General features: G+C 66.7%; 21 protein-coding genes and 1 pseudogene. 10 read left to right on the forward strand and 12 right to left on the reverse strand.

From position 1 onward, the window contains the following. Positions 1 to 2: 2 nt before the first annotated feature. The 4 genes from SBI67_RS23695 to SBI67_RS23710 form a co-directional block, all read right to left on the reverse strand. Positions 3 to 479, reverse strand: coding sequence for a DUF5709 domain-containing protein (locus SBI67_RS23695; RefSeq protein WP_318982892.1), 477 nt, complete (start codon positions 477 to 479; stop codon positions 3 to 5). A gap of 80 nt (positions 480 to 559) precedes the next feature. Further along, positions 560 to 868, reverse strand: coding sequence for a hypothetical protein (locus SBI67_RS23700; protein ID WP_318982893.1), 309 nt, complete (start codon positions 866 to 868; stop codon positions 560 to 562). 56 nt (positions 869 to 924) lie between these two features. Further along, positions 925 to 1,140, reverse strand: coding sequence for a hypothetical protein (locus SBI67_RS23705; protein WP_318982894.1), 216 nt, complete (start codon positions 1,138 to 1,140; stop codon positions 925 to 927). Continuing rightward, the gene (locus tag SBI67_RS23710) at positions 1,130 to 1,561 is read right to left on the reverse strand and encodes a nitroreductase family deazaflavin-dependent oxidoreductase (protein WP_318982895.1); all 432 of its coding nucleotides are present in this window, start codon (positions 1,559 to 1,561) and stop codon (positions 1,130 to 1,132) included. Before SBI67_RS23710 ends, SBI67_RS23705 begins: the two co-directional genes overlap by 11 nt. A 155-nt stretch (positions 1,562 to 1,716) precedes the next feature. Here SBI67_RS23710 and SBI67_RS23715 point away from each other — a divergent pair, with 155 nt between their 5' ends. The 4 genes from SBI67_RS23715 (at position 1,717) to SBI67_RS23730 (ending at position 5,145) form a co-directional block, all read left to right on the forward strand. After that, positions 1,717 to 2,025 carry a hypothetical protein gene (locus tag SBI67_RS23715; protein WP_318982896.1) on the forward strand — a complete coding sequence of 103 codons (309 nt, stop codon included), beginning with the start codon at positions 1,717 to 1,719 and terminating at the stop codon, positions 2,023 to 2,025. Positions 2,026 to 2,256: 231 nt separating this feature from the next. Continuing rightward, on the forward strand, positions 2,257 to 3,867 hold the full coding sequence (locus SBI67_RS23720) for a sensor histidine kinase (protein WP_413232558.1): 1,611 nt from the start codon (positions 2,257 to 2,259) through the stop codon (positions 3,865 to 3,867). 114 nt (positions 3,868 to 3,981) lie between these two features. Further along, positions 3,982 to 4,743 (forward strand): universal stress protein, encoded by a 762-nt coding sequence (locus tag SBI67_RS23725; protein WP_318982898.1) that lies wholly within the window; start codon positions 3,982 to 3,984, stop codon positions 4,741 to 4,743. Positions 4,744 to 4,824: 81 nt separating this feature from the next. Continuing rightward, on the forward strand, positions 4,825 to 5,145 hold the full coding sequence (locus SBI67_RS23730) for a DUF1876 domain-containing protein (RefSeq protein WP_318982899.1): 321 nt from the start codon (positions 4,825 to 4,827) through the stop codon (positions 5,143 to 5,145). Between the two features lie 55 nt (positions 5,146 to 5,200). Here SBI67_RS23730 and SBI67_RS23735 read toward each other — a convergent pair whose 3' ends face one another. Then, complete coding sequence (locus SBI67_RS23735; RefSeq protein WP_318982900.1) at positions 5,201 to 6,064, reverse strand: universal stress protein; 864 nt, start codon at positions 6,062 to 6,064, stop codon at positions 5,201 to 5,203. A 269-nt stretch (positions 6,065 to 6,333) separates the two neighbouring features. Here SBI67_RS23735 and SBI67_RS23740 point away from each other — a divergent pair, with 269 nt between their 5' ends. The 4 genes and pseudogenes from SBI67_RS23740 to SBI67_RS29165 form a co-directional block, all read left to right on the forward strand. Next, a complete protein-coding gene (locus SBI67_RS23740; protein ID WP_318982901.1) occupies positions 6,334 to 6,657 on the forward strand; it encodes a hypothetical protein in 324 nt (107 codons plus the stop codon). Positions 6,658 to 6,751: 94 nt separating this feature from the next. Then, the gene (locus tag SBI67_RS23745) at positions 6,752 to 7,744 is read left to right on the forward strand and encodes an Acg family FMN-binding oxidoreductase (protein WP_318982902.1); all 993 of its coding nucleotides are present in this window, start codon (positions 6,752 to 6,754) and stop codon (positions 7,742 to 7,744) included. Positions 7,745 to 7,853: 109 nt separating this feature from the next. Next, entirely contained in the window at positions 7,854 to 8,456 is a 603-nt protein-coding gene (locus SBI67_RS23750) for an Rv1733c family protein (protein ID WP_318982903.1), read from the forward strand. Then, positions 8,456 to 8,620, forward strand: a pseudogene (locus SBI67_RS29165) (three-helix bundle dimerization domain-containing protein); the annotation flags it as partial. The gene SBI67_RS23750 and the pseudogene SBI67_RS29165, both read left to right, overlap by 1 nt. 75 nt (positions 8,621 to 8,695) lie before the next feature. Here SBI67_RS29165 and SBI67_RS23755 read toward each other — a convergent pair. From SBI67_RS23755 to SBI67_RS23770, 4 genes are all read right to left on the reverse strand, one after another. Continuing rightward, a complete protein-coding gene (locus SBI67_RS23755; protein WP_318982904.1) occupies positions 8,696 to 11,716 on the reverse strand; it encodes a trehalose-phosphatase in 3,021 nt (1,006 codons plus the stop codon). Between the two features lie 46 nt (positions 11,717 to 11,762). Further along, positions 11,763 to 12,638 carry a universal stress protein gene (locus SBI67_RS23760; protein ID WP_318982905.1) on the reverse strand — a complete coding sequence of 292 codons (876 nt, stop codon included), beginning with the start codon at positions 12,636 to 12,638 and terminating at the stop codon, positions 11,763 to 11,765. Positions 12,639 to 12,715: 77 nt separating this feature from the next. After that, positions 12,716 to 15,043, reverse strand: coding sequence for a heavy metal translocating P-type ATPase (locus SBI67_RS23765; RefSeq protein WP_318983045.1), 2,328 nt, complete (start codon positions 15,041 to 15,043; stop codon positions 12,716 to 12,718). Between the two features lie 2 nt (positions 15,044 to 15,045). After that, complete coding sequence (locus SBI67_RS23770; RefSeq protein WP_318982906.1) at positions 15,046 to 15,630, reverse strand: SRPBCC family protein; 585 nt, start codon at positions 15,628 to 15,630, stop codon at positions 15,046 to 15,048. Between the two features lie 121 nt (positions 15,631 to 15,751). Between SBI67_RS23770 and SBI67_RS23775 the strand changes: the two genes are divergently transcribed. Then, positions 15,752 to 16,042 carry a dsRBD fold-containing protein gene (locus SBI67_RS23775; protein ID WP_318982907.1) on the forward strand — a complete coding sequence of 97 codons (291 nt, stop codon included), beginning with the start codon at positions 15,752 to 15,754 and terminating at the stop codon, positions 16,040 to 16,042. On the opposite strand, the gene SBI67_RS23780 is transcribed toward SBI67_RS23775, so the two are convergent. The 3 genes from SBI67_RS23780 to SBI67_RS23790 form a co-directional block, all read right to left on the reverse strand. Then, a complete protein-coding gene (locus SBI67_RS23780; RefSeq protein WP_318982908.1) occupies positions 16,026 to 16,745 on the reverse strand; it encodes a response regulator in 720 nt (239 codons plus the stop codon). The genes SBI67_RS23775 and SBI67_RS23780 overlap by 17 nt on opposite strands. Before the next feature lie 74 nt (positions 16,746 to 16,819). Continuing rightward, positions 16,820 to 17,101, reverse strand: coding sequence for a dsRBD fold-containing protein (locus SBI67_RS23785; protein ID WP_318982909.1), 282 nt, complete (start codon positions 17,099 to 17,101; stop codon positions 16,820 to 16,822). A 32-nt stretch (positions 17,102 to 17,133) separates the two neighbouring features. After that, positions 17,134 to 18,108 carry an Acg family FMN-binding oxidoreductase gene (locus tag SBI67_RS23790; protein ID WP_318982910.1) on the reverse strand — a complete coding sequence of 325 codons (975 nt, stop codon included), beginning with the start codon at positions 18,106 to 18,108 and terminating at the stop codon, positions 17,134 to 17,136. Positions 18,109 to 18,319: 211 nt separating this feature from the next. Here SBI67_RS23790 and SBI67_RS23795 point away from each other — a divergent pair, with 211 nt between their 5' ends. Beyond that, entirely contained in the window at positions 18,320 to 19,777 is a 1,458-nt protein-coding gene (locus SBI67_RS23795) for a bifunctional aminoglycoside phosphotransferase/ATP-binding protein (RefSeq protein WP_318982911.1), read from the forward strand. The last annotated feature ends 33 nt before the right edge of the window (positions 19,778 to 19,810 follow it).

The raw sequence follows: 19,810 nt of genomic DNA on the forward strand, positions 1-19,810 counted from the left end.
GGTCATTCATCGACCACAGGACCTTGGTCGGCGTTCTCGATGACGTGCACAGCGGCCTCCTCCGCAGACGCCGCTCCACCACAGATGCCGACGTCAGTCGCGATCAGCTCCGCTTCGGTGTCCGCACCGAACCCGCGGTCGGGGGCGACGAGTCGTCCGGCACGGTCGCGTCCGACCTCCTCGTGCCGGGGAAATTCGGCCTCCTGCTCGGCGGCATCGGATCGGCGCACTTCGGCCTCGTCCAACGGAACGTTGATGCGTGCTGCCGGATCGGGCTCCTCCTGCGCAAGAAGACGATCCACACCGCCTGACGGGATGAGAGCGTCCGTTCCCACCGGCCGTTCTGCCGGCGAGAACCCCTCGTCGAGCGCGTCGGGGACGCCGCGATCCACCAGCGTGTCCTGGGGCTGCAGCTGGTCCTCCATGTCAGAGGTGTCTGGACCGGTGACGGGAGCGCCTGCCAGTTGCGAGTTACTCATCTGCTGTTCCTCGTATGTCAGCGTCAGTGACTGGTTATTTCCCCATTCTGGGTCGTCGGCGAGGCGCCCCTCTAGGGTCCTTAGACCCTCGATGGGTTGACCCTTGGATACCGCAACAGAGCCGCCACCCCGTCGGCGAGCGGCGGTCCGTCGTGCACCTGCACCACCGATGCGTCCGAGGACAACGCCAGGAACGGTAGGACCTCATCGGCCGGCGCTACCACCTCGGGTGCTTCGCCGAACTCGGAGAGCGAATCGGCATCCGGTGCGACGATCGTTAGGTCTTGCCCGCTGACCACCGTGGCGCTGCCAAGAGTTCCGACGATCAGTGTTTCCACGGCACCGTCGGACAACGCCGCGCACACGTCCGGTAAACCCTGGACTGCCATCCCAGACCGGCGGGCGGCCTCGAATCGAGCCAGGGTGTCGGCGGCCCGGTCATGTTCTAGCCGTTCGAATTTGGGACGCTGCGCGCAACGGCACGTTGCACGGTGGCGATCACGTCCGCGGATACCCCGTTGTCCTCCAGTGCCCTGGCGATGACCGTCCAGCGGGCATGTGCCTGTTGTTGTGCGTCGGGTGTCTCGTGGCTGTCGTCGATGAGCAACGACACGAACGGCCCGCGTGCCTTGGTGAGTGTGTGCAGGGCGTTATCGGTCATGTCCGGCCTCCTTCGGTTGCGTCGCCCGGTCGAACTCGGCGAACTGCTCGATCCCGAAGCGTGCGAATACCTGTCGGCGTCGGCCAGGCAGCGCTTCTGCAGCTTCGGCACTGTCGATGACGTGTGGGTTGACCACCTCGTAGCGTTCGCCGCCGGCAGTGACGGTGGCAGTCCCTGCGGTGCGGGCGTTGCGCAGCCAGTCCGTGTCGGCGCCGTAGGGCAGCGGGATGAGCAGACCGGTCGGGGTGGGGATCGCCACGAGCGGGGTCCGATGAACCTTGCCCGTGTTGCGCCCGACGTGCTCGATCACCGAGGCGTACCAATGCCTGCGGCCCGCAAGTTTCAACATCAGCGGATTGAGCAGATGGTTGTTGAACCTGCGCAGCGTGCGATGGGCCGGGTGAGTGGAGTTGTTCGGCATCTCTTGATGGTGATAGAACCGGACTCCGAGGCGCAGGGGTAAAGAGCACGCACCGTTGAGGACCAAAGTCCCTTCGGTGCACCGGTGACTTTGGCCCCTAGGCGCGGATCGCCGTGCCGGCAGACCATGAATCAGGACATTCCGGAAGGAGTGACATGGGTTCCATGACCACCCGCCCCTGCGCGACCCGACGCCAGCTCGACAATGTGGCGTGGCAGTTTCTTCGGTCGGAGTTCACCGGCGACGTCTACGCACACTGGCCCATCGAACGCCGGCTCGAGACATTCCTGCCGCATCGCGGCTACCGGCATTTGCGCGACGACGGCACGGCTTTCAGCGACCTGCTCGACCGCGTGATGGCCAATTTGCCGGTCGCCATCCAGATCGGCGTACTACCGGCACATAACGCCCGAGCATCATCACCAAGGACGCCCACGATTGGCCCGTCACCCGCGCGGCCATGACGGGCACGTTACCCGGGGATGCGCTCTGAGCTGGGCATTTGCCGAGATATTGACGGCCGTGACTCTTTTCCTCTGGCTGAATTGATGGCAGACTCGGGTAAGGAGCAGTCCAGCCCGGGGGATCGGATGACGGAGGACAATGGACCGAACTCGGCCTTCGCGCGGCGGCGGCCGGATGAACTGAGGCGCATCCATGACCAGCTCGACGAGCTGGCGGCCGATCGCGATCAAATGGGATTGCTGCTCCAACTGGCCATCGAGATCAGCTCCGACCTGGAGCTGGATCCGACGCTGTATCGGATCATCCGGGCAGCGCTCACCCTCACCGGTGCGCGCTACGGCGCGATCGGCGTGTGGGGTCCCGAACACCTGCTCACCTCCTTCGTGCACGAGGGCATGGACCCGGGCACCGTCGCGCACATCGGTCACCTACCGGTCGGTAAGGGCATACTCGGCGCGCTCCGAGAGCGGACCGATCTACTGCGCCTCGATGACCTGACCAAACACCCCGCCTCGGCCGGTTTTCCGGAAGGGCACCCGCCGATGAGGTCGTTCCTCGGCATGCCGATCCGGATCAGGGGCGCACCGTACGGCAGCCTCTATGTCGCCGATGACCGGCCGGAGCACAGCTTCACCGCCACCGACGAGTTGACGGCCCGGGCGTTGGCGTCGGTGGCAGCGGTCGCGATCGACAATGCGCGATTGTTCAACCAGATGCGGGTAACCGCGTCGTGGACGAATGCCAGCCGCGAGATCACCGCTGCAGTGCTTTCCGACGAGTATCCCGAGCTGTTGCGACCATTGAGGCTCATCGCCGAGCGCGCGCTGGAGCTCACCGAAGCGGAGCAGGCCATCGTGCTGGTCCCTGACGATCCGGATGCAATCGACGACGGGGTGGAAACGTTGGTGGTGTCGGCGGCCGTGGGTAGCTACGCCGATGACGTGCTGGGCCAGCGCATCCCGGTCGCCGGGTCCACCACCGGGGAGGTGTTCCGTTCCGGCGAGCCGCTGATCACCGAGACGTTCCGCCGTCCGATCGAGTCGTTCACCGGCGCCGGGGGACGACCGGCGATTGTCGCCCCGTTGTGCGCCGAGCAGCGCACCATGGGTGTGATCGCGTTGGCGCGCAACGCTTCTGATCCGCCTTTCGACTCTTCATATCTCGATCTGGTGCGTGACTTCGCCGGCCACGCGGCGGTCGCGCTCACGATTGCCCGGGCCCGGCACGACGCGGCCCAACTGACCCTGCTTTCCGACCGGGAGCGCATTGCCCACGATCTGCACGACCAGGTGATCCAACGTGTTTTCGCGGTCGGAATGGACCTGCAAGGGGTCATCGCCCGGATGCGAAACCCTCAGTTGGCGCATCGGCTTTCCCGTTCGGTCGACGAACTGCAATCGGTGATCACCGATATCCGAGCCACTATTTTCCATCTGCAGAAGTCGTCAGCTGCGCACGAGGGCTTTCCTTCGCGAATCCACGACCTGTTCGAAACCTTGACCGAAAACACCGACGTGACTGCGACGCTGAACGTGAGCGGTCCGCTGAGCGTGGTAACGGCCGAGCTCGCCGACCATGCCGAAGCCGTTCTCACCGAGGCACTGAGCAACGCCATCCGGCACTCCGGGGCCGCCGAGATCAGCGCGAGCATCACCGTCGCCGACGACCTGTCCATCGTGGTCTCCGACAATGGCAAAGGCATACCGCCGGACAACCGGCGGAGCAGCGGGCTGCGTAACCTCGCCAGCCGCGCCGAATCAGTGCAAGGTCGGTTCACCGTCGCAGATCGCCCAGGCGGTGGCACCGAAGTGGTCTGGAGTGTGCCCCTTACCGTGGAATGACGTGCTGTGACCAAGGTCCCTGCGCGCAGAGACCAAAGTCAGTCGTGACGAAGCCCCACGCGGCCATAGCCTCAGGTGATCACTGACTTATTCGGATGACCGAAGGTCTTGCCCATGGACGTCTGTACTCTGCCGGTCGTTGCGTACGTCGATGGATCATCGTCCTCGAACGCCGTTGTCCGATACGCAGCACGGGAGGCGATCGGCCGTGGCACCGCCCTGTTGCTGCTAGCCGCGGTGCCACTTCTGGACGGATCTCCTACCGCCCACGAACGCCGGGCGGCCGAGGCGCTCCGCTCGGCAACGACCGAGGCCCTCGATGCGGTGGGCACCGACCTGCAGATCGGTACGCGCATCGATGCAGGCGGTGAGGCAGACGTTCTCGTGGCCGGATCGCGCTGCGCTGAGCTGCTCTGCCTCCCGGCGCGTGGTGCCCGAGGATCAGCGGTAGTGGGTCGGGCGCGATCACCGCTGCTGTTGGTGTGGAATCCGCAGCGGCAATGTGGGACGTCAGAGGACGGGTGGGTGGTCGCGCTCAGCGCAGCGGAAGCGGTCGCAGGGCGGGTGCTACACGCGGCGATAACCGAGGCGCGCCTGCGGGGGAGCGCCGTGATGGTGCTGGCTCCGCACGGAGCCGAGCTCGATGAGTATGTGCGCATCACCGAGTCGGTCTGTCCGGAGCCCGATCTCGATGTGTGGGTACTGCCGGGACCACCCGACCTGGCCGCGATGGTCTTGCAGCATCCCGACCTGGATCACCTGGTCGTCACCACAGCCGATGACACCGCACTGCTGGTGTCGCTGCTCGGAAACCGGGAATTGGACACGCTGCAGGCTCCGCTGGAGACTGGTCCTGCCACCGGACAAGGTGTCTAGGCCGGAGGTGACATTCGGCCCTGTTCGGCCCGACCGCAGCGCGATTAATTTGCACGACAACCGGATAGGAGGGCTGCGGCGATGAACGATTCGAACCCGCAGGGCAGAGAATGGGCCGTCGGCGTGTGCGTCGACGAGCATGATGACCACACCAGGGTCACCGCATGGTTGGTCGGTGACACCCGTGATCTGACGGGAAGCGTTGTGGCCCGGCGCAATCCGGTCGACCGGGATGTGCCGGCGATCGGTGATGAGCCCGCGGTGGCACGGACCCTGCACGACCTCGCCGAGAAACTGCTCACGGCCACCGCCGGTGATATCGAGGATGTCACGTTGAAAGCCGCGGTAGCGGACGCCGACAAGTACCTTGCCGGGGAATCGACGGAATCGGCCGGGCAATGACCGCCGATGGTGCGGTCGTCCGGTCGGGGTTGGCTGTCTGAGTCCAGACGAGAAGTCAGCGTGAGCGCACCACCAGGACCGGTGCCGTCGCTGCCTGGGCGACGGTGCCGCTGACGGAGCCCAGAAGGGCTCCTGCCACCGCTCCGTACCCGTGGCTCCCGACGACGACAAGCTGCGCGGTATCGGACAATTCGACCAACCGACGGCCGGGCTGGTCGCAAACCACCACGCGGTGCACGTTCACCCGAGGGTAGCGGCGCTGCCAGGAGGCCAGCTGGCCGGCCACCTCACCGTCGACGTCGGGCCGCAGTTGTTCCCAATCGAATCCGGGTAGTTCGAAGGCACCCGCAGACCACCACGCACGCAGGGCGATCAGGTCGACACCGCGGCGACCAGCCTCCTCGAATGCCAGAGTGGTCGCTTCCTCGGACGCCGCGGACCCGTCGTAACCCAGCAGCACCGGAGCGTCGGAATCCGGTGGTCGGTGACTGTCGTGGATCACCGCCACCGTGCAATGGGCGCGATGCAACACGGCGGTGCTGACACTGCCGAGAACGGTGCGGGTGAGCGCGCCGCGGCCGCGCGAACCCACCACGACCATTCCCGCCGTGCGCGACGCGTCGGTCAACGCGGCGGCCGGCGCTGCGTGCGCGTACTCGGTGACCATCTCGACCGATCCGTCGGTCATCTCGTGCACGGTGCGGGCGGCCGCGTGCAGGATGTCCTTGCCGCGATCGCGCAGCCATTCCAGATACCCGTTCGGAGCCGGGGCCACCGGCCACGCTGCGATCGGCGGTGCGGCAGCGTGCAACAGGACCAGTGTTGCACCGTGTAGAGCCGACTCGCGTGCGGCCCACTCCAACGCGACGTGTCCGGATTCCGAGCCGTCCACGCCGACAACGATTTTCTCGAACTTCACGTGGTGTCCTGCCGTTCTCTGTCGGTTGCGGGAACGAGTGGCTGCCCAGGACTCTAGTGGTAGCGATCGACCGGGCTCCAGTGCCATATGTCCCTACCTGCGGCCACGCCCGGCAAAGGACTTCAGGCCCTAGTGGCCGGGTCGCACGGGGTGATGTGATTCCCCGACATCCCGCGACACGCCTGGGGCGAGTGGACGGCGATTGGACGGCGAGTGGACAAGGAAGTGAGCTGATGGATACCTCGACTGGCGTCTCGGCAGGAAAACCTGTGTCAGAGCGGCGCGGCGGAAGCCCGGTGTGGCTCAACTGGCTGTTGGCGCTACTGACCGTGCCGGTCGCGATGGCGGTGATGTTGTTCGCTTTCGGCGCCGTGATGGGACTTGCCCGCTGTACCGAGGGGGCGTGCCCCCATATGGGCCCCGGGGAGTTCTGGTTCGGGATTCTCGGATACGGGCCGCCCTTCGTTGCCGTGGCGGCAATCGTTGCGTCCTTGTTCACCGCATCACGCAAGCACGGGGTCTGGGTTCCGGTGGTGGCACTCGGGTTGCTGGTCACTGATCTCGCCGTCCTGGCCATCACCTTCCGGACATAAGTCCTTCGTCCCGACAACTTCCGGCCCTGACGATGCCGCATATCGAACGCGCATCGTCGAAGGGCATCACGACTCGAAGCAGAGGTATCGCCCCATGTCCCGTTATTGTCTCGACGCCGAAACGGCGAACGCCGCGTTGTCCTTGGCAACGCGGGCGCCGTCGATACACAATTCACAGCCCTGGCGCTGGCGAGTGGGGCCGCACAGCGTGCACTTGTTCGCCGAGCGGTCGTTACGGCTGGAGCACACCGATCCCGACGGACGTGAACTCCTCGTCAGTTGCGGTGTCGCGTTGAACCATTGCGCCGTTGCCCTGGCGGCACTGGGCTGGCAGACCAAGATTCATCGGCTGCCCAACCCGGAGCAGCCAGATCACCTCGCGTCGCTCGAGCTGCACCGGAGCCCGGCCGGCGAGATGGACATCTCCCTGGCGTCGGCGATCCCGCGCCGCAGAACAGACCGGCGGCACTTCAGCGCGTGGCCGGTACCGCCCGGGCACGTCGCCATGATGGGTGCCCGTGCGGCGAGAATGGGTGTGACGATGCGGCGCATCGATCCAGACGAGGAGTTCCGCGCGATCCTGGAGTGGGCGCGGCGTCGGCATGGTGACGACGCCGGCTACCTGAGCGAACTCGCCGCGTGGAGTGGGCGTTACGGCGCGGTGGCCGGGGTGCCGGCGCGTAATACCCCGGCACCGGACCCGGGCGCTCAGGTTCCCGCGCGCGTCTTCGCGGGCACGGCCCTGTCTCAACCCGAGGACTCGACCGCAGCGGACGACCACGGCGTCCTGCTGGCGCTCGGGACCGCGGCCGATGATGTGGTGGCACGTCTGCGAGCCGGTGAAGCGACCAGTCAGATCCTGTTGACCGCGACATCGATGGGGCTGGCGAGCTGCATCCTCACCGAACCGCTTGAGCTCGTCGAGACACGTGAACAGTTGCGGGACAAACTGTTCGGCGGCAGCCATTGCCCGCAGGTGCTGCTGCGCATCGGTTGGCTGCCGCCGAACGCCGACCCGTTGCCTGCGACACCCCGGCGTGCGCTCGGTGACGTCGCACGACGGCTGGACGGTGAGCCGCTGGACTAAGCCGCCTGGTCGAAGGTCGATTCAGCCGGTGACCTTGGACCCTAAGTCTCTCGGTCCCCATGGGACATGCTGGGAACATCACCACCGGGCGGCTATCGGAGGAGCGGACGTGGACAGTTTCATCATCGGTCTCGGCGGTGCCGCCGGAGCCCGCTTGCTCAGCCGTAATCCGCTGGTGCGGATCAGCGACCGAATCGAGGATCTGGCAATGGTTCTCGCGATGGTGTTCGTCGTCCTGGCCGCACCGGTTGCGGCGGCCGTCGGCACCGCGGTGCACGACACCCAGGCGCACCGCTACGCCGACCAGGCGGCGACCCGCCACCTGGTTCAGGCCACCGCCCAAGACGACACCACGGTCGTCATGCAGCACACCCAGAGCACGTACACCGTCCGGGCCCGCTGGACCGCCGCGGGCACCGACCATCTGGACGTGGTGCCCTGGCCGGAACCGGCCAAAGCCGGAGCCAAAGGGGATATCTGGGTGGATGCAGAGGGCCTGAACACCACGGCGCCGACCGATGCCCGCCAAGCCGTGGCCGATGCGGTGGCGGTCGCCGTGCTGCTGTGGGGCGGTGTCGCCGCCGCATCGGCCGGCATCGTCTGGGCGGTGCGTCGGCGCCTCGACCGAGTCCGACATGCGACCTGGGATCGGGAGCTCGCCGCGGCGCTGGACGGACCCGGCGGTCGCGCACCACATCGGTTCGACAGCTGATGAGTCTCACCGTCGCGGTCCACCTGCCGGAACCGGCACTGCTGCGGGATGAACTGGACGGCTTGGTATCCATGTTGGCGACGAGGTTTCCCGGGCACTCCCGGATGGAGATCACCCAACTGGTGACGACGACGTATCACCGGCTGGCGGCCGACGCGCGCATCACGGCCCATCTCATTCCGCTCACCCTCAATGTCACCCGGCGCATGCTGACCCGGCAGCAGCGGTCACCGGCGTGCTCACCGGATATGGATGGACTGCCCCGACGCCAAACGCTGAACGTGGCCCCGGCACTCGACCTCGATCGCGGGCACCCCCGTGGGATCGGCGGTGACGTCAGCCTCCCGTCCGCTGATCACCAGATGTAACCGATGGCCGCGATACCACAGTGAGCACGTCAGCTGACCTTGAGCCTTCGGCCACATCGGGCCCAGCACCAAGCGGTCGCCCCGGGTCTCCAAGCCCGTGAAGCAGCGCTGCAACAAATCGACACTGCCCGCCATGGCCGCCAGGTGGACGCCTTCAGCCGTCGAACCGTGTTGAACGTCGGAGATGTCGGACTTGAGCACTTCGGCGAAGTAGCGCATGGCTTGATCGCGGTTGCCGCGCGCCGAGACCCAGGAATGCACGACAGCGCTCAATGTGGACCCGTGTGACGTGCGGGCCGCGTAATACGCGACGGTTTCGGGTATCTGCCGCGGTCGGAACCGGTAGCCCAGCCGGGCGAAGATGCCACGGAGCTCATCTGCGGACAACAGGTAGAAGAGCATCAGCACATCGGCCTGCTTGGCAACCTGATACCGGTTCACATCGTCGTTCTCCGATTCCAGAATGCGGTCCAGCCGGGCGATATCACCGTAGCGTCGGCGGTAGGCGGACCAGTCGAGCTCGGCCAGGTTCTGATACCCCTCGAATTGGCTGATGACACCGTCATGAAACGGAACGAACATGCGCCTGCTCACCGCATCCCACTGCGCCAATTCCGCTGCGGTGACGTGTATCCGGTCCAGTAGATCTAATCGGTCCGGCAGCGGTAGAGCGTCGAGCGCATCGAACGCGCGCAGGATCACCCACACCGCCATGACATTCGTGTAGGCGTTGTTGTTGATGCCGTGGCCGGGTGCATCCGGGTAGCCGGAATGGAATTCGTCGGGTCCGATCACACCGTCGATGACGAACCGGTGCCGCTCGCCGTCGTACCGGGCCCGGCTGGCCCAGAATCGGGCGATCTCCACGATGATCTCGGCCCCACGGTCGATCAGGTACTGACGGTCACCGGTGATCTGGTAGTGGTGCCACGCGGTGTAGGCGACAGCGGACCCGATGTGGTGGGCCAGGTGACTGCTGTCCGGAATCCAGCGTCCTGACAGCGGATTGAGGTGTAGCCGCTGGCTCTGCTCGCTTCCGTCGCTGCCGGATTGCCACGGGAACATCGCACCCGTATATCCGGCGTCGTGCGCGGCCCGGCGAGCCTGCGGCAGCCGCCGGCTGCGGTAGGCAAGGGCGCTGCGCGCTGCCTCGGGTAGACGCAGGCTGAGCAGGGGGATGATGAACAACTCGTCCCAGAATATGTGGCCTCGGTACGCCTCGCCGTGCAATCCGCGCGCGGGTACCCCGGCGTCCAGGTCGGCGCCAGGGCCGGGAACCGACTGCAGAAGGTGCATGATGTGCAGGCGCAGTATCGTCTCGGATTCCGTTGCGGCCGGCATGCCGAAATCGAACTTCTGCCAGAGCTGCGTCCAGATCGTGCGCTGGTCATCGAACAGCTGGGCGTAGCGGCCGAGATGGGTCAGCCGCTGACCGGCGGCCTCCCCAGGAACCGATATCGCGCGAGCGTGACCGGTGACGATGACGGCGCACTTCTCGACGGTCAGCGGTCGGCCGGCGACGACATCGGTGGTGAAGTCGTGCCCCGCGCCTGACGGATCGTTGCGGAAACGTGCCGTGACCTCGGCGGCTCGGTCGAGCTCCCACAGGGTAGTGCGGGCCGCGACCGCGATCGGTATGTGCGACTGCGTCGTTCGGGCCTCGACAAGCACCGCATCTCCGGGAAGTTCACCGATCGAGACGGTTTCGAGATGCCGGCCGGACAGCGCTCGGTACCGCGCCACGCCGGAATTGGTGGTGGTCGAGTCGATGGTCGAGCGGATATCGATGCTGCCCGACCAGTTTTCGGCGACCAGCGTCATCTGCAGCGCACAGACATGAGGGTCGTGCATGGAAACGAACCGTCGTTGGGTTATGGAGGTGCGACGGCCCGCCTGGTCCTGAAACCGTAACTCACGCAGGCATTCCGCAGTCCGGATATCGATTGTTTGACGATAGGAGAGCAGCTCGGCGGTGTCCACGTCGAACCACCGCCCGCCATCGATGCGGAAGGTCAGGGGCAGCCAATCGGGCAGATTGACGATGCTCTCGTTGCTGACCGCTATGCCGTCGACGACATCGGTCAGCCGGTTGTAGACACCTGCGGCATAGGTGCCGGGGTAGTGGGCGGCCGAATCACCACCATCCGGTGCTGCGGCACGGCTCGCCAGAGCGCCGTTACCGACGGCACACAACGCCTCATGCAATCGCTCCGCCTGCGGGTGGTACCCCTCGAACGAGAGGGACCAGCCTTCGGTGACCGACTGTGCGGGGGACAACGCCTTTGTCAGGCGGGTCAGCAGCCTGGTGGTGCCATCGGTCCCGTTCAGGGTGAAGTCGGCGGCGGTAGCGCGATCACCGTCTCGAGACCGGACCACGATGCCGATGCCGTCGCGTCGGATGGCGTCGAAGGCATCCTCGTCGGCCAGGTTGGCACCAATGTAGATCGGCAGAAGCCTGCGATCTGTGGTGAGTTGGCCGACGAGGCAGCGCACCGCGTCGCCCCTGCCCCAGCTGGCATCCGGGCCGTGGTTGATACCGTTGCGGTGGAGGAGGCCGTCGGGGTCGAGCACTGCCAAACCGTGTGAACCGGCGTACCACAACCCGGGTATCCCCACCGTGGCTCTGATATCGGACAGGGTACGGCCGCTGATCACCGCGACGGGGCAGACGGCGCTCAGCGCACGCACCGCCCCGGCGACTCCCGGCGCCAACGTCACGGCGGTCGGATCTGTGCCTGCGCAGGACAGCGCCCCGTCGAGATCGAGGAGCACGACCGGCGTTCGGCCGGCGAGGACCGAATCGATCTGGTCCAGGCTACCCAGGGCGTCGGGCAGCGTGCCGATACGGCGATCGGCCCGGTCGGTGCCGATGCGGGGGGCCTCAGCGATCACGCCGCCGGCTCCCGCGGCGGGTAACTCTCGGTCATGACGGCTGTGCTCACTCCCGTACGACGATCACCGGTACCGCGGAGAGCTGTGCCACGGTGGAACTCACCGAGCCCAAGAGCAAACCGGAGAAGCCGCCCCGGCCGCGGTTCCCGACGATCACCAATTGCGCCGTGCGGGATTCGGTGACCAGCCAGTGCGCGGGACGGTCACACGGCAGTCTGCGCTCCACGTGGACATCGGGATACCGCTCCTGCCAGCCGGCGAGGCGTTCGGCCAGCGTCTCGTGTGCTTGCTCTTGATAGAGGTGCCAGTCCATCTCGACCGCCGGGAACACCTCGGTATCGCTCCACGCGTGCATGGCCACTAGGTCGACCCCCCGCAGCGACGCCTCTTCGAAGGCGAGCCGGGTCGCGGATTCTGACGTGGGCGATCCGTCGACCCCCACGAGGACGGGGGCGCTGGTGTCCACGTCGACGCCGGCGCGAACGACCACAACGGGGCAGTGGGCATGATGAAGCAGCCCGGCGCCCACCGATCCGATCGGCAGGTGCCGGTGCGGGCCGGTACCGCGATTTCCCACCACGATCATCGTTGCGTCCTTCGACACCTCGTACAGGGTGGGGATGACCGGCGAGGGCGCGGACTCCGTGCGCACCGGGGGAGCATCGGCAGCACCGGTGGCGGCGTGGAAGATCTTCGCCGCCTGTTCGAGGACCTGCCGCGAGTTGTCGTCCTGCCACTCGGCGATCTCCAGCTGTGCCGTGGTGATCGGCCATGTCACGATGAGCGGTGCGATGACATGGAACAGGGTGACCGGAATATGGCGCAGTGCGGATTCCCTTGCGGCCCAAGCCACGGCCGCATCCGACGCCGGTGATCCGTCGACGGCGACCAAGATGCCGTATTTCGTTGTGGACGTGGACATCGGGGTGCTCCTTCGCTGAATGTTATTGACGCTCATCGTTTCGCGGATCCGATACCGGCCGATAGGGCAAAAAGTCATCACCGCGAAGCGGTCGTCGTGTGCTGCAGGAGGGTGAAGTAGTTCTCCTCTTCGGCAACGAAATGCACGGCCAGCAACTCATCCAGGCCGTACAGGCAGGCAACCAGGTCCTCGTGCTGGGCTTCGCCGATCGCACCGCGCTCGTCGGCGACCGTCACGTGGGTGTGTAGTCGGCGCACCAACCGGTCGATCTCGGCGTGCATCCGGCTCATCGTCGCGGTGGCTTCCGGTCCACCCAGCGGGGCTGCCAGTGCCGGATAGAGGCCGCGGTCCTCGGCGTGTTCGTGCGGGAGGATGACCTGTTGGGCGAAGGCGTCGGCGCGTCGCACCAGCGGCAGCGCCCCGGTGAGATCGCCGTCGGACAGGCGGTGTGCGGCCGCACGGAAGACCCCCAACTCCCCGCGCATGCGGTCGTGTTCCTCGGAGAAGCGACGAAGCAGTGCTTCGGTGTCAGGCGCCAAGACCGGTCCACCGACACCAGGTGTGCGCAGCGCCCGCAGTGCGTTGAGGATGACGGCCAGATCGATCATCTCCTGCAACAAAGCGCCGATGGTTGGCGGCAGCAGCCCCACCGCGGCCACACACATGGCCAGCAGGGACAACCCCATACCGATGCCGGCGCTCTCGATGGCGATGCGCCGTGCCCGACGCGCGATCAGCATCGCATCGGCCAGCCGGTCGATGCGCCCGGTCGCCAAGACGACGTCGGCCGTCTGTGAGCTTGCCGTCGAACCGAATCCGCTGAGCGCGATTCCGACCGAAGCCGCCGCGAGGGCCGGCGCATCGTTGACGCCGTCACCCACCATGGCCGTGACGGCTTTGGCCCGTTCGGCCCGCACGCCTGCCACCTTGTCGGCCGGGGTCTGGTCAGCCCGCAGTTGGTCGAGCCCCAGCACCGCGGCGATGTGTTCGGCAGGGGCGAGGCGGTCGCCGGTCAACATGACCATGCGGTCGATACCTGCCGCACGCAATCGGCGAAGAGTTCGGGGTGCGTCCACCCGCAGCGGATCCTGCAGCAGGATCGCGCCGACCAACGCATCATCGGCCGATACCCACGCAATGACCGATCCGTCGAATGCCGCGCGGGTCACTGCATTACCTGCCCACGCTGGTGGGTTCGGCGGCAGCGACCGGTTGCCGACCGTCACACGTGTCGCCTCTACGGTGGCCGTCGTGCCGGTCCCGGCGTTCTCCACGACGTCGTGCGGCATACCGAGGACGATGTCGCGGCCGTTGGCTGCCTCGACGATGGCCTGGGCCAGCACATGTGGCGAGAACCGGTCCGCGGTGGCGGCCAGCCGCAGCACGTCGGTCTCCGTCCACCCCGGTGCGGTGAGGACGTCGGATCCGATCGGCCGGCCGGTGGTGAGTGTCCCCGTCTTGTCCAGCACCAAAGTGGTTGTCCGCCCCAGGTTTTCCAATGCGCCACCGCTGCGGACGATCACGCCGATTCGAGCTGCCCGCGACAATCCCGACACGATCGCCACCGGAGCCGCGAGCAACAGCGGGCACGGTGTGGCGACCACCAAGACGGCGACGGCACGTTCGGCCGATCCGCTGAGCAACCACGCGGCACCGGCCACCGCGAGTGTCAACGGTAAGAACCAGGCCGCCATCCGGTCGGCCAGGCGGACCACCGGTGCGCTCTGGGCGGCAGCTTCCTGGGCCAACCGTACGATGCCGGCGTAGGTGCTGCGCTCGGCGGTGGCCGTGGCCCGGATTTCGATTGCCGCGCCGGCGTTGACAGCCCCGCTGCGCACCGCATCACCGGATCGGCGTTCGGCATAGACGGATTCGCCGGTGAGCACCGACTCGTCCAGTGTCGCCGCGTCGGAGCTGATCAGTCCGTCGACGGGGACCACCTCGCCGGGACCGACGATCAGCCGGTCGCCGGCGACGACATCGCGCAGCGGCACAGTCGTCACACCATCGGTGTCGATTCGTCGCGCGTGCGGTGGAACCCGGTCGGTGAGGGCGGTGAGGTCGCGGCGGGCCCGCCGTTCTGCCGCGGCGTCCAGCGCACGCCCGGTGGCAAGCATGACGGCGATCAATGCACCGGCGAGGTGCTCACCGATCCCAAGCGTGCCGACCAGGCTCAGCACGGCGATGATGTCGGCCCCGAATCGGCGACGCTGTATCGCGGTGATCACCCACCACACCGCCGGTACCAGAGCCACCAGGGTCCCTGCGCTCCAAAGCCGCTGGGCCAATAGATGTTCGCCCAACCACCAAGCGAGCCCACCGCTCCCCAGAGCGACGAGCGTGATCACCAACAGCGTGGCGGGACCGCCTCGGGCAGCCCGGTCGGCTAGCGCCTTCCAGCGCATCGTCACGGCGCGGCCGCGCCCGCCGCGGCGGGCTGCGTCGATTGTTGTTCGGCAGCATGTTTGACGGCCAGCAACAGTCGGCGATTGAGGGCTGAGATCAGCGGGCCGCCCAGTGCGGTCACAAGGAACTCGGCCGGATGCCGCAATCCGACCCGGGTGCGCACGAGCAAGCGGCACCGGTCATCCCAGCGTGGCACCAGGTGGATGGACCACACCACCTCCCACGGGGCCGATGGCGGGGCTCCGCGCAGCACGATCTCCGCATCGGGGGTCACGTCGACCACCGATAACGCGATACCGTCGCGCGAACCGTACCGGCCGGGCGGGACCAGCCAGGTCACGTCGCCGACCGCGAGTTTCCCGGCGCCGTCGGCGCACAGCCGCCGGGTCACCGACGGCCACACCTGCTCCACGGGCCGGTCGACCCACACGCCCTCGGTCGTCGTCACCCGCGGGGCGTGCAGCCGTTCGTCACCGGTGAGTGCCGAATCGCACTCGTCCTTCGTCGTACCCCAATTGCGCCAATAGCGCCGCGCCCCGTAGAGCAGCACCGCCAACGCTCCCAGTCGCGCCACGTTGATCCTCATGCTTACACCATGGCGCGCCGGGCCGGTCGGCCACTAGGGCCACTGGTCCCACACTGGAAGCCTCGCCGGGAAAGGACTTCTTTCCCTAGTGCCCTCGCAGCGGGTGTAGTCGGATAGAGCTATGAATCCTTCCGGCGCGTGGTGCCCACACACCGATGGCGACGATGGTGCCAAGCACTGGACCATCGACGTGTGCTTCGACGAGTACCAGGGACAGACCCGCGCTCGTGCGGAACTGCACCGGCTGGGCAAGATATCGACCGGTGTGGGGTTCAGCCGGGTCGGGAACCGTAATCCCAGGCTTGTCGCCATCGACGACGAGCTGGCTGCGGCACGAGCCCTGGCCGATCTGGCGAGCCGGTTGACGGCCGCAGGTGCACATGACCTGGATTCGGTCACCGGCACACCGTGATTCCCGTGGGATCGGCGGACGCCGATTCGGGGTCGTCGTTGCTGGGCTGATCCAACGTGGAGACGAACACCGCCGCCTGGGTGCGGCGTTCCATCCCCAATTTGGTCAGCAGTCGGGACACGTAGTTCTTGACGGTCTTCTCGGCCAGGAACATCCTGGCGGCGATCTGTCTGTTGGTGAGCCCTTCACCGATCAGTTGGAGCAGCACACGCTCCTGCTCACTGAGCTTCGCCAGGGGATCGGCGCGTTGCGCCGTGCCACGCAGTTTGGCCATCAGGACGGCGGCCGCTCGATTGTCCAGCAGCGAACGGCCCGCCCCCACATCTTTGATCGCCTGGGCCAGTTGCATGCCCCTGATGTCTTTGAGCACGTAGCCGCTGGCTCCGGCGAGGATGGCATCCAACATGGCCTGATCGGAGGTAAAGGACGTCAGCATCAGGCAACTCAGTTCGGGCAGGTCCGAGAGCAGATCGCGGCACAGCTCGATGCCATTGCCGTCCGGTAGGCGCACGTCGAGGACCGCCACGTCGGGCCGGGCGGTGGGTACCAATGCCATGGCTTGTGCCACCGAACCGGCCTCGCCGACGACGCGCAGTTCGGGGTCGGTGCTGAGCAGGTCGATCAACCCGCGCCGGACCACCTCGTGATCGTCGACGAGGAAGACCCGCAAGGCCCCCGACTCTGCGGCGTTGCCCGCACTCATGGTGCTGACGTCAGCGGGCTCTCGCGGGCGTGGCGGCGGAATATGGCAGGCGGTGATCATGAAGGGTTTCCCACTCAGCGGACCGAAACTCGTTCGCCGGTCACCAGCTGGATCTCCGACGCGGTCGCGGCGTAGAGCTTGCCGGCGATATCCGACAATGCCCGTGCGATGGCGAGATTCTCGCCGACCTCCGCGGGAAAGTGATCTTCCGGGTCCAGGGTGGTCCGGCCGCGACCGATCAGTTCGCCGTCTTCCCAGTCCATCCGGGCGACTGCCGTGGTTCCTTCGCCCACCCGATCAACGTCGATCTTGACGGTCAGATTGTCGAGGTGTTTCTTGGAATGTTTGTGGCCCATGCCATTTCCTTTCGAGTGACTGGCCCGTGGGTTCAGCGATTGACAATCAGGACTTCGGCCAGCGGCCGGCGCGGGGTCGGGGGAGGAGTTTCCTCATCGGTGGGTACGCTGCCCACCCTGATCAATATCTCGGGCAGCGCACGGCCCGTCAGCGAGCTGACGATATCCCTGCCGGCCGGGGTCTCGGTCAGATGGGTCAGTGTGCACGTCGCGAGCCCGTCCATGGTGGCCGTCAGCAGCAACGCGGAAAGCGCTTCGCCGCAGCGGAGTACGTCTTGGCGGGTGTCGTCGTAGGCGGACAGCACCAGGATCAACGAGCGGTCTTCCGGTACCTCGCGCCGTTGCTCTTCGTGGTGGGTGACCGGGAAGCGGCGGCCGAGCGCGACCCGGTCCCGTTCGGGAGCCGAGACCAACGCGCTGTGGGGTATACCGGCGGTCGGGTCGAGAGAAGAAGTCCACCAATCCAATTCGGCATGGTAGGCGGAGTCGTACAGTCGCGCTGCCTCGGTTCCGGCCGCGGCTTCGACGAGAGCCGGTCGGGCGTCGTCGCCGAGGACATCGAGAATGGCGGCATCGGTCACGGCTTGCCGCAGTGCCGTCTCGACGGCAGCGGGATTCTTCGGGGCGGCGAATGGGAGCCGATCCGTGCGGCGCCGGCCGATGGCCTGCGCCCGCCGATGGTGGCCATCGGTGACGTATTCCATCGGGGCGAAGTCGATCGACGCGAGATGGCGGTGGTCGTTGGGGTTGGGGAAGCGGTCCACGAACGATGCCCATCCGGCGGCTGCCATCGCCACTTGCAGGTGGTCGAGCACGGCACCGCAACTGATCAGGGCCTGGCGGCCCGAGGAATCGGACCTGACCAGCCGGCTGACATCGAGATGGAGTTCCAGCGTGCTGGCACCGGCGATCCAACGCCACGGCTGGCTGTTGTGTATCGACGGAGCCCGGCATGCCAGGTGCACCGCCTCCTTGAGCACGTCGGTGCTCACCGTGGTCTGCGGCATGATCGCTCCCTTCATCGTCGTTGTCGGCACGTGTTCAACCCTGGCGTCGATGTGAAGCCCGCGTAAGGGCCATAGGTCCCACAAATCGGTGAAGCTCGCGGCAGCCGCGATGAACAGAGTCTTTGTGCCCTGAACAACGAGGACCATCGGCGCACCACCTGGGTCCCTCGACCGCTGTCGGTGGCCGGACCCGGCGGCGAGCATGGTGGATATGCAACCAGCACCTGACACCGCGGCCGTTCACGAAACCCACACCGGTGTCGTGGTGTTGGTGGGTGACCGGGCGTTCAAAGCCAAGAAACCGGTGGTCACCGACTTCCTGGACTTCCGCACCGTCGAGGCCCGCGAGGACGTCTGCCAACGTGAGATTCAGTTGAACCGGCGGTTGGCACCGTCGAGCTATCTGGGAGTCGCACACTTCAGCGGTCCACAGACCGGCCCTGCGGAGCCGGTGATCGTGATGCGCCGGCACCCCGATTCGATGTGCCTGGCGACCATGGTCAGCGGTAGACGCTCGGTGACTGCGGAGTTGGACCGGATTGCCGCGGTGCTGGCGGCCTTCCACCGCGACGCCGAGCGCGGTGGCGCGGTCGACGCCTGCGCAACCGTGGATGCCGTTGCCGACCGCTGGCGGGAAAATCTCACCGAGTTGACCCGTTTCACCGGCGACATCCTGGCCCCCGACGCCGTGATGGAGGTCGAGCGGCTCGTCGAGCGGTTCATCGCGGGCCGCCAGCACCTTTTCGCGCAGCGCATCGCGGATCGGCGGATCGTCGACGGTCACGGCGACCTGCTGGCCGCCGACGTCTTTTGCCTGCCCGACGGTCCGGCGCTGCTGGACTGCCTGGAATTCGACGACCACCTGCGCTATGTCGACGGCATCGACGATGCCGCATTCTTGGCCATGGATCTGGAATTCCTGGGCCGCAGAGACCTCGCCGAGCACTTCATCGCGCAGTACGGCATGCTGGCCGGCGACCAGGCGCCGCCGGCGCTGACGGACTTCTATATCGCCTATCGCGCCGTCGTACGGGCCAAGGTGGACTGCATCCGGGTACAGCAGGGCCGGCGGGAGGCGCGCGCCGACGCCCGCCGGCATCTTGACATTGCGCTCGCCCATCTCATGGATGGCGCGGTCCGGCTGATCATCGTCGGCGGCGGCCCGGGCACCGGGAAATCAACGCTGGCACAGTCGCTGGCGGGTGAGATCGGCGCGCACGTCGTGTCGACCGATGACGTCCGCCGGGAACTTCGACGCTCCGGACGCATCGGCGGGGCCACCGGAGCCTTGCATGGCGGGCTGTACACGGCCGAGAACGTCGACCTCGTCTACGACGAGGTACTGCGGCGGGCCCGGCTGTTGCTGGACGGCGGTTACAGCGTGATCCTCGACGGCACCTGGCGCAATCCCGAACACCGCGCCAAGGCTCGCCGACTCGCCGCCCGCTGCGCGGCAGCGATGTTGGAGTTCGTCTGCACCACAACGCTCGACGATGCCAAGGCGCGCATCTCGGGACGTGGAGTCACGTCGTCGGATGCGACGGCGGAGATGGCGGCCCCCCTGGCGGTCGATGCCGACTCCTGGGCCGGCGCGCACCGCATCGACACCACCAAGCCGATACAGGACAGCATCGCCGAGGCGCGAAAGCTGTGCTGTGTCACCATCTGACACCCGGTCGAACACGTCAGTCGGAAGGATTCC

The sequence above is a fragment of the Mycolicibacterium chengduense genome (assembly GCF_033741155.1).
In the GTDB taxonomy this organism is placed as follows: domain Bacteria; phylum Actinomycetota; class Actinomycetes; order Mycobacteriales; family Mycobacteriaceae; genus Mycobacterium.

Coding starts and splice junctions, on each gene's coding strand:
- SBI67_RS23695 (WP_318982892.1), bottom strand. CDS start 479: ATGAGTAACTCGCAACTGGCAGGCGCTCCCGTCACCGGTCCAGACACC.
- SBI67_RS23700 (WP_318982893.1), bottom strand. CDS start 868: ATGGCAGTCCAGGGTTTACCGGACGTGTGCGCGGCGTTGTCCGACGGT.
- SBI67_RS23705 (WP_318982894.1), bottom strand. CDS start 1,140: ATGACCGATAACGCCCTGCACACACTCACCAAGGCACGCGGGCCGTTC.
- SBI67_RS23710 (WP_318982895.1), bottom strand. CDS start 1,561: ATGCCGAACAACTCCACTCACCCGGCCCATCGCACGCTGCGCAGGTTC.
- SBI67_RS23715 (WP_318982896.1), top strand. CDS start 1,717: ATGGGTTCCATGACCACCCGCCCCTGCGCGACCCGACGCCAGCTCGAC.
- SBI67_RS23720 (WP_413232558.1), top strand. CDS start 2,257: ATGGGATTGCTGCTCCAACTGGCCATCGAGATCAGCTCCGACCTGGAG.
- SBI67_RS23725 (WP_318982898.1), top strand. CDS start 3,982: ATGGACGTCTGTACTCTGCCGGTCGTTGCGTACGTCGATGGATCATCG.
- SBI67_RS23730 (WP_318982899.1), top strand. CDS start 4,825: ATGAACGATTCGAACCCGCAGGGCAGAGAATGGGCCGTCGGCGTGTGC.
- SBI67_RS23745 (WP_318982902.1), top strand. CDS start 6,752: ATGTCCCGTTATTGTCTCGACGCCGAAACGGCGAACGCCGCGTTGTCC.
- SBI67_RS23760 (WP_318982905.1), bottom strand. CDS start 12,638: ATGTCCACGTCCACAACGAAATACGGCATCTTGGTCGCCGTCGACGGA.
- SBI67_RS23765 (WP_318983045.1), bottom strand. CDS start 15,043: ATGCGCTGGAAGGCGCTAGCCGACCGGGCTGCCCGAGGCGGTCCCGCC.
- SBI67_RS23770 (WP_318982906.1), bottom strand. CDS start 15,630: ATGAGGATCAACGTGGCGCGACTGGGAGCGTTGGCGGTGCTGCTCTAC.
- SBI67_RS23775 (WP_318982907.1), top strand. CDS start 15,752: ATGAATCCTTCCGGCGCGTGGTGCCCACACACCGATGGCGACGATGGT.
- SBI67_RS23780 (WP_318982908.1), bottom strand. CDS start 16,745: ATGAGTGCGGGCAACGCCGCAGAGTCGGGGGCCTTGCGGGTCTTCCTC.
- SBI67_RS23785 (WP_318982909.1), bottom strand. CDS start 17,101: ATGGGCCACAAACATTCCAAGAAACACCTCGACAATCTGACCGTCAAG.
- SBI67_RS23790 (WP_318982910.1), bottom strand. CDS start 18,108: ATGCCGCAGACCACGGTGAGCACCGACGTGCTCAAGGAGGCGGTGCAC.
- SBI67_RS23795 (WP_318982911.1), top strand. CDS start 18,320: ATGCAACCAGCACCTGACACCGCGGCCGTTCACGAAACCCACACCGGT.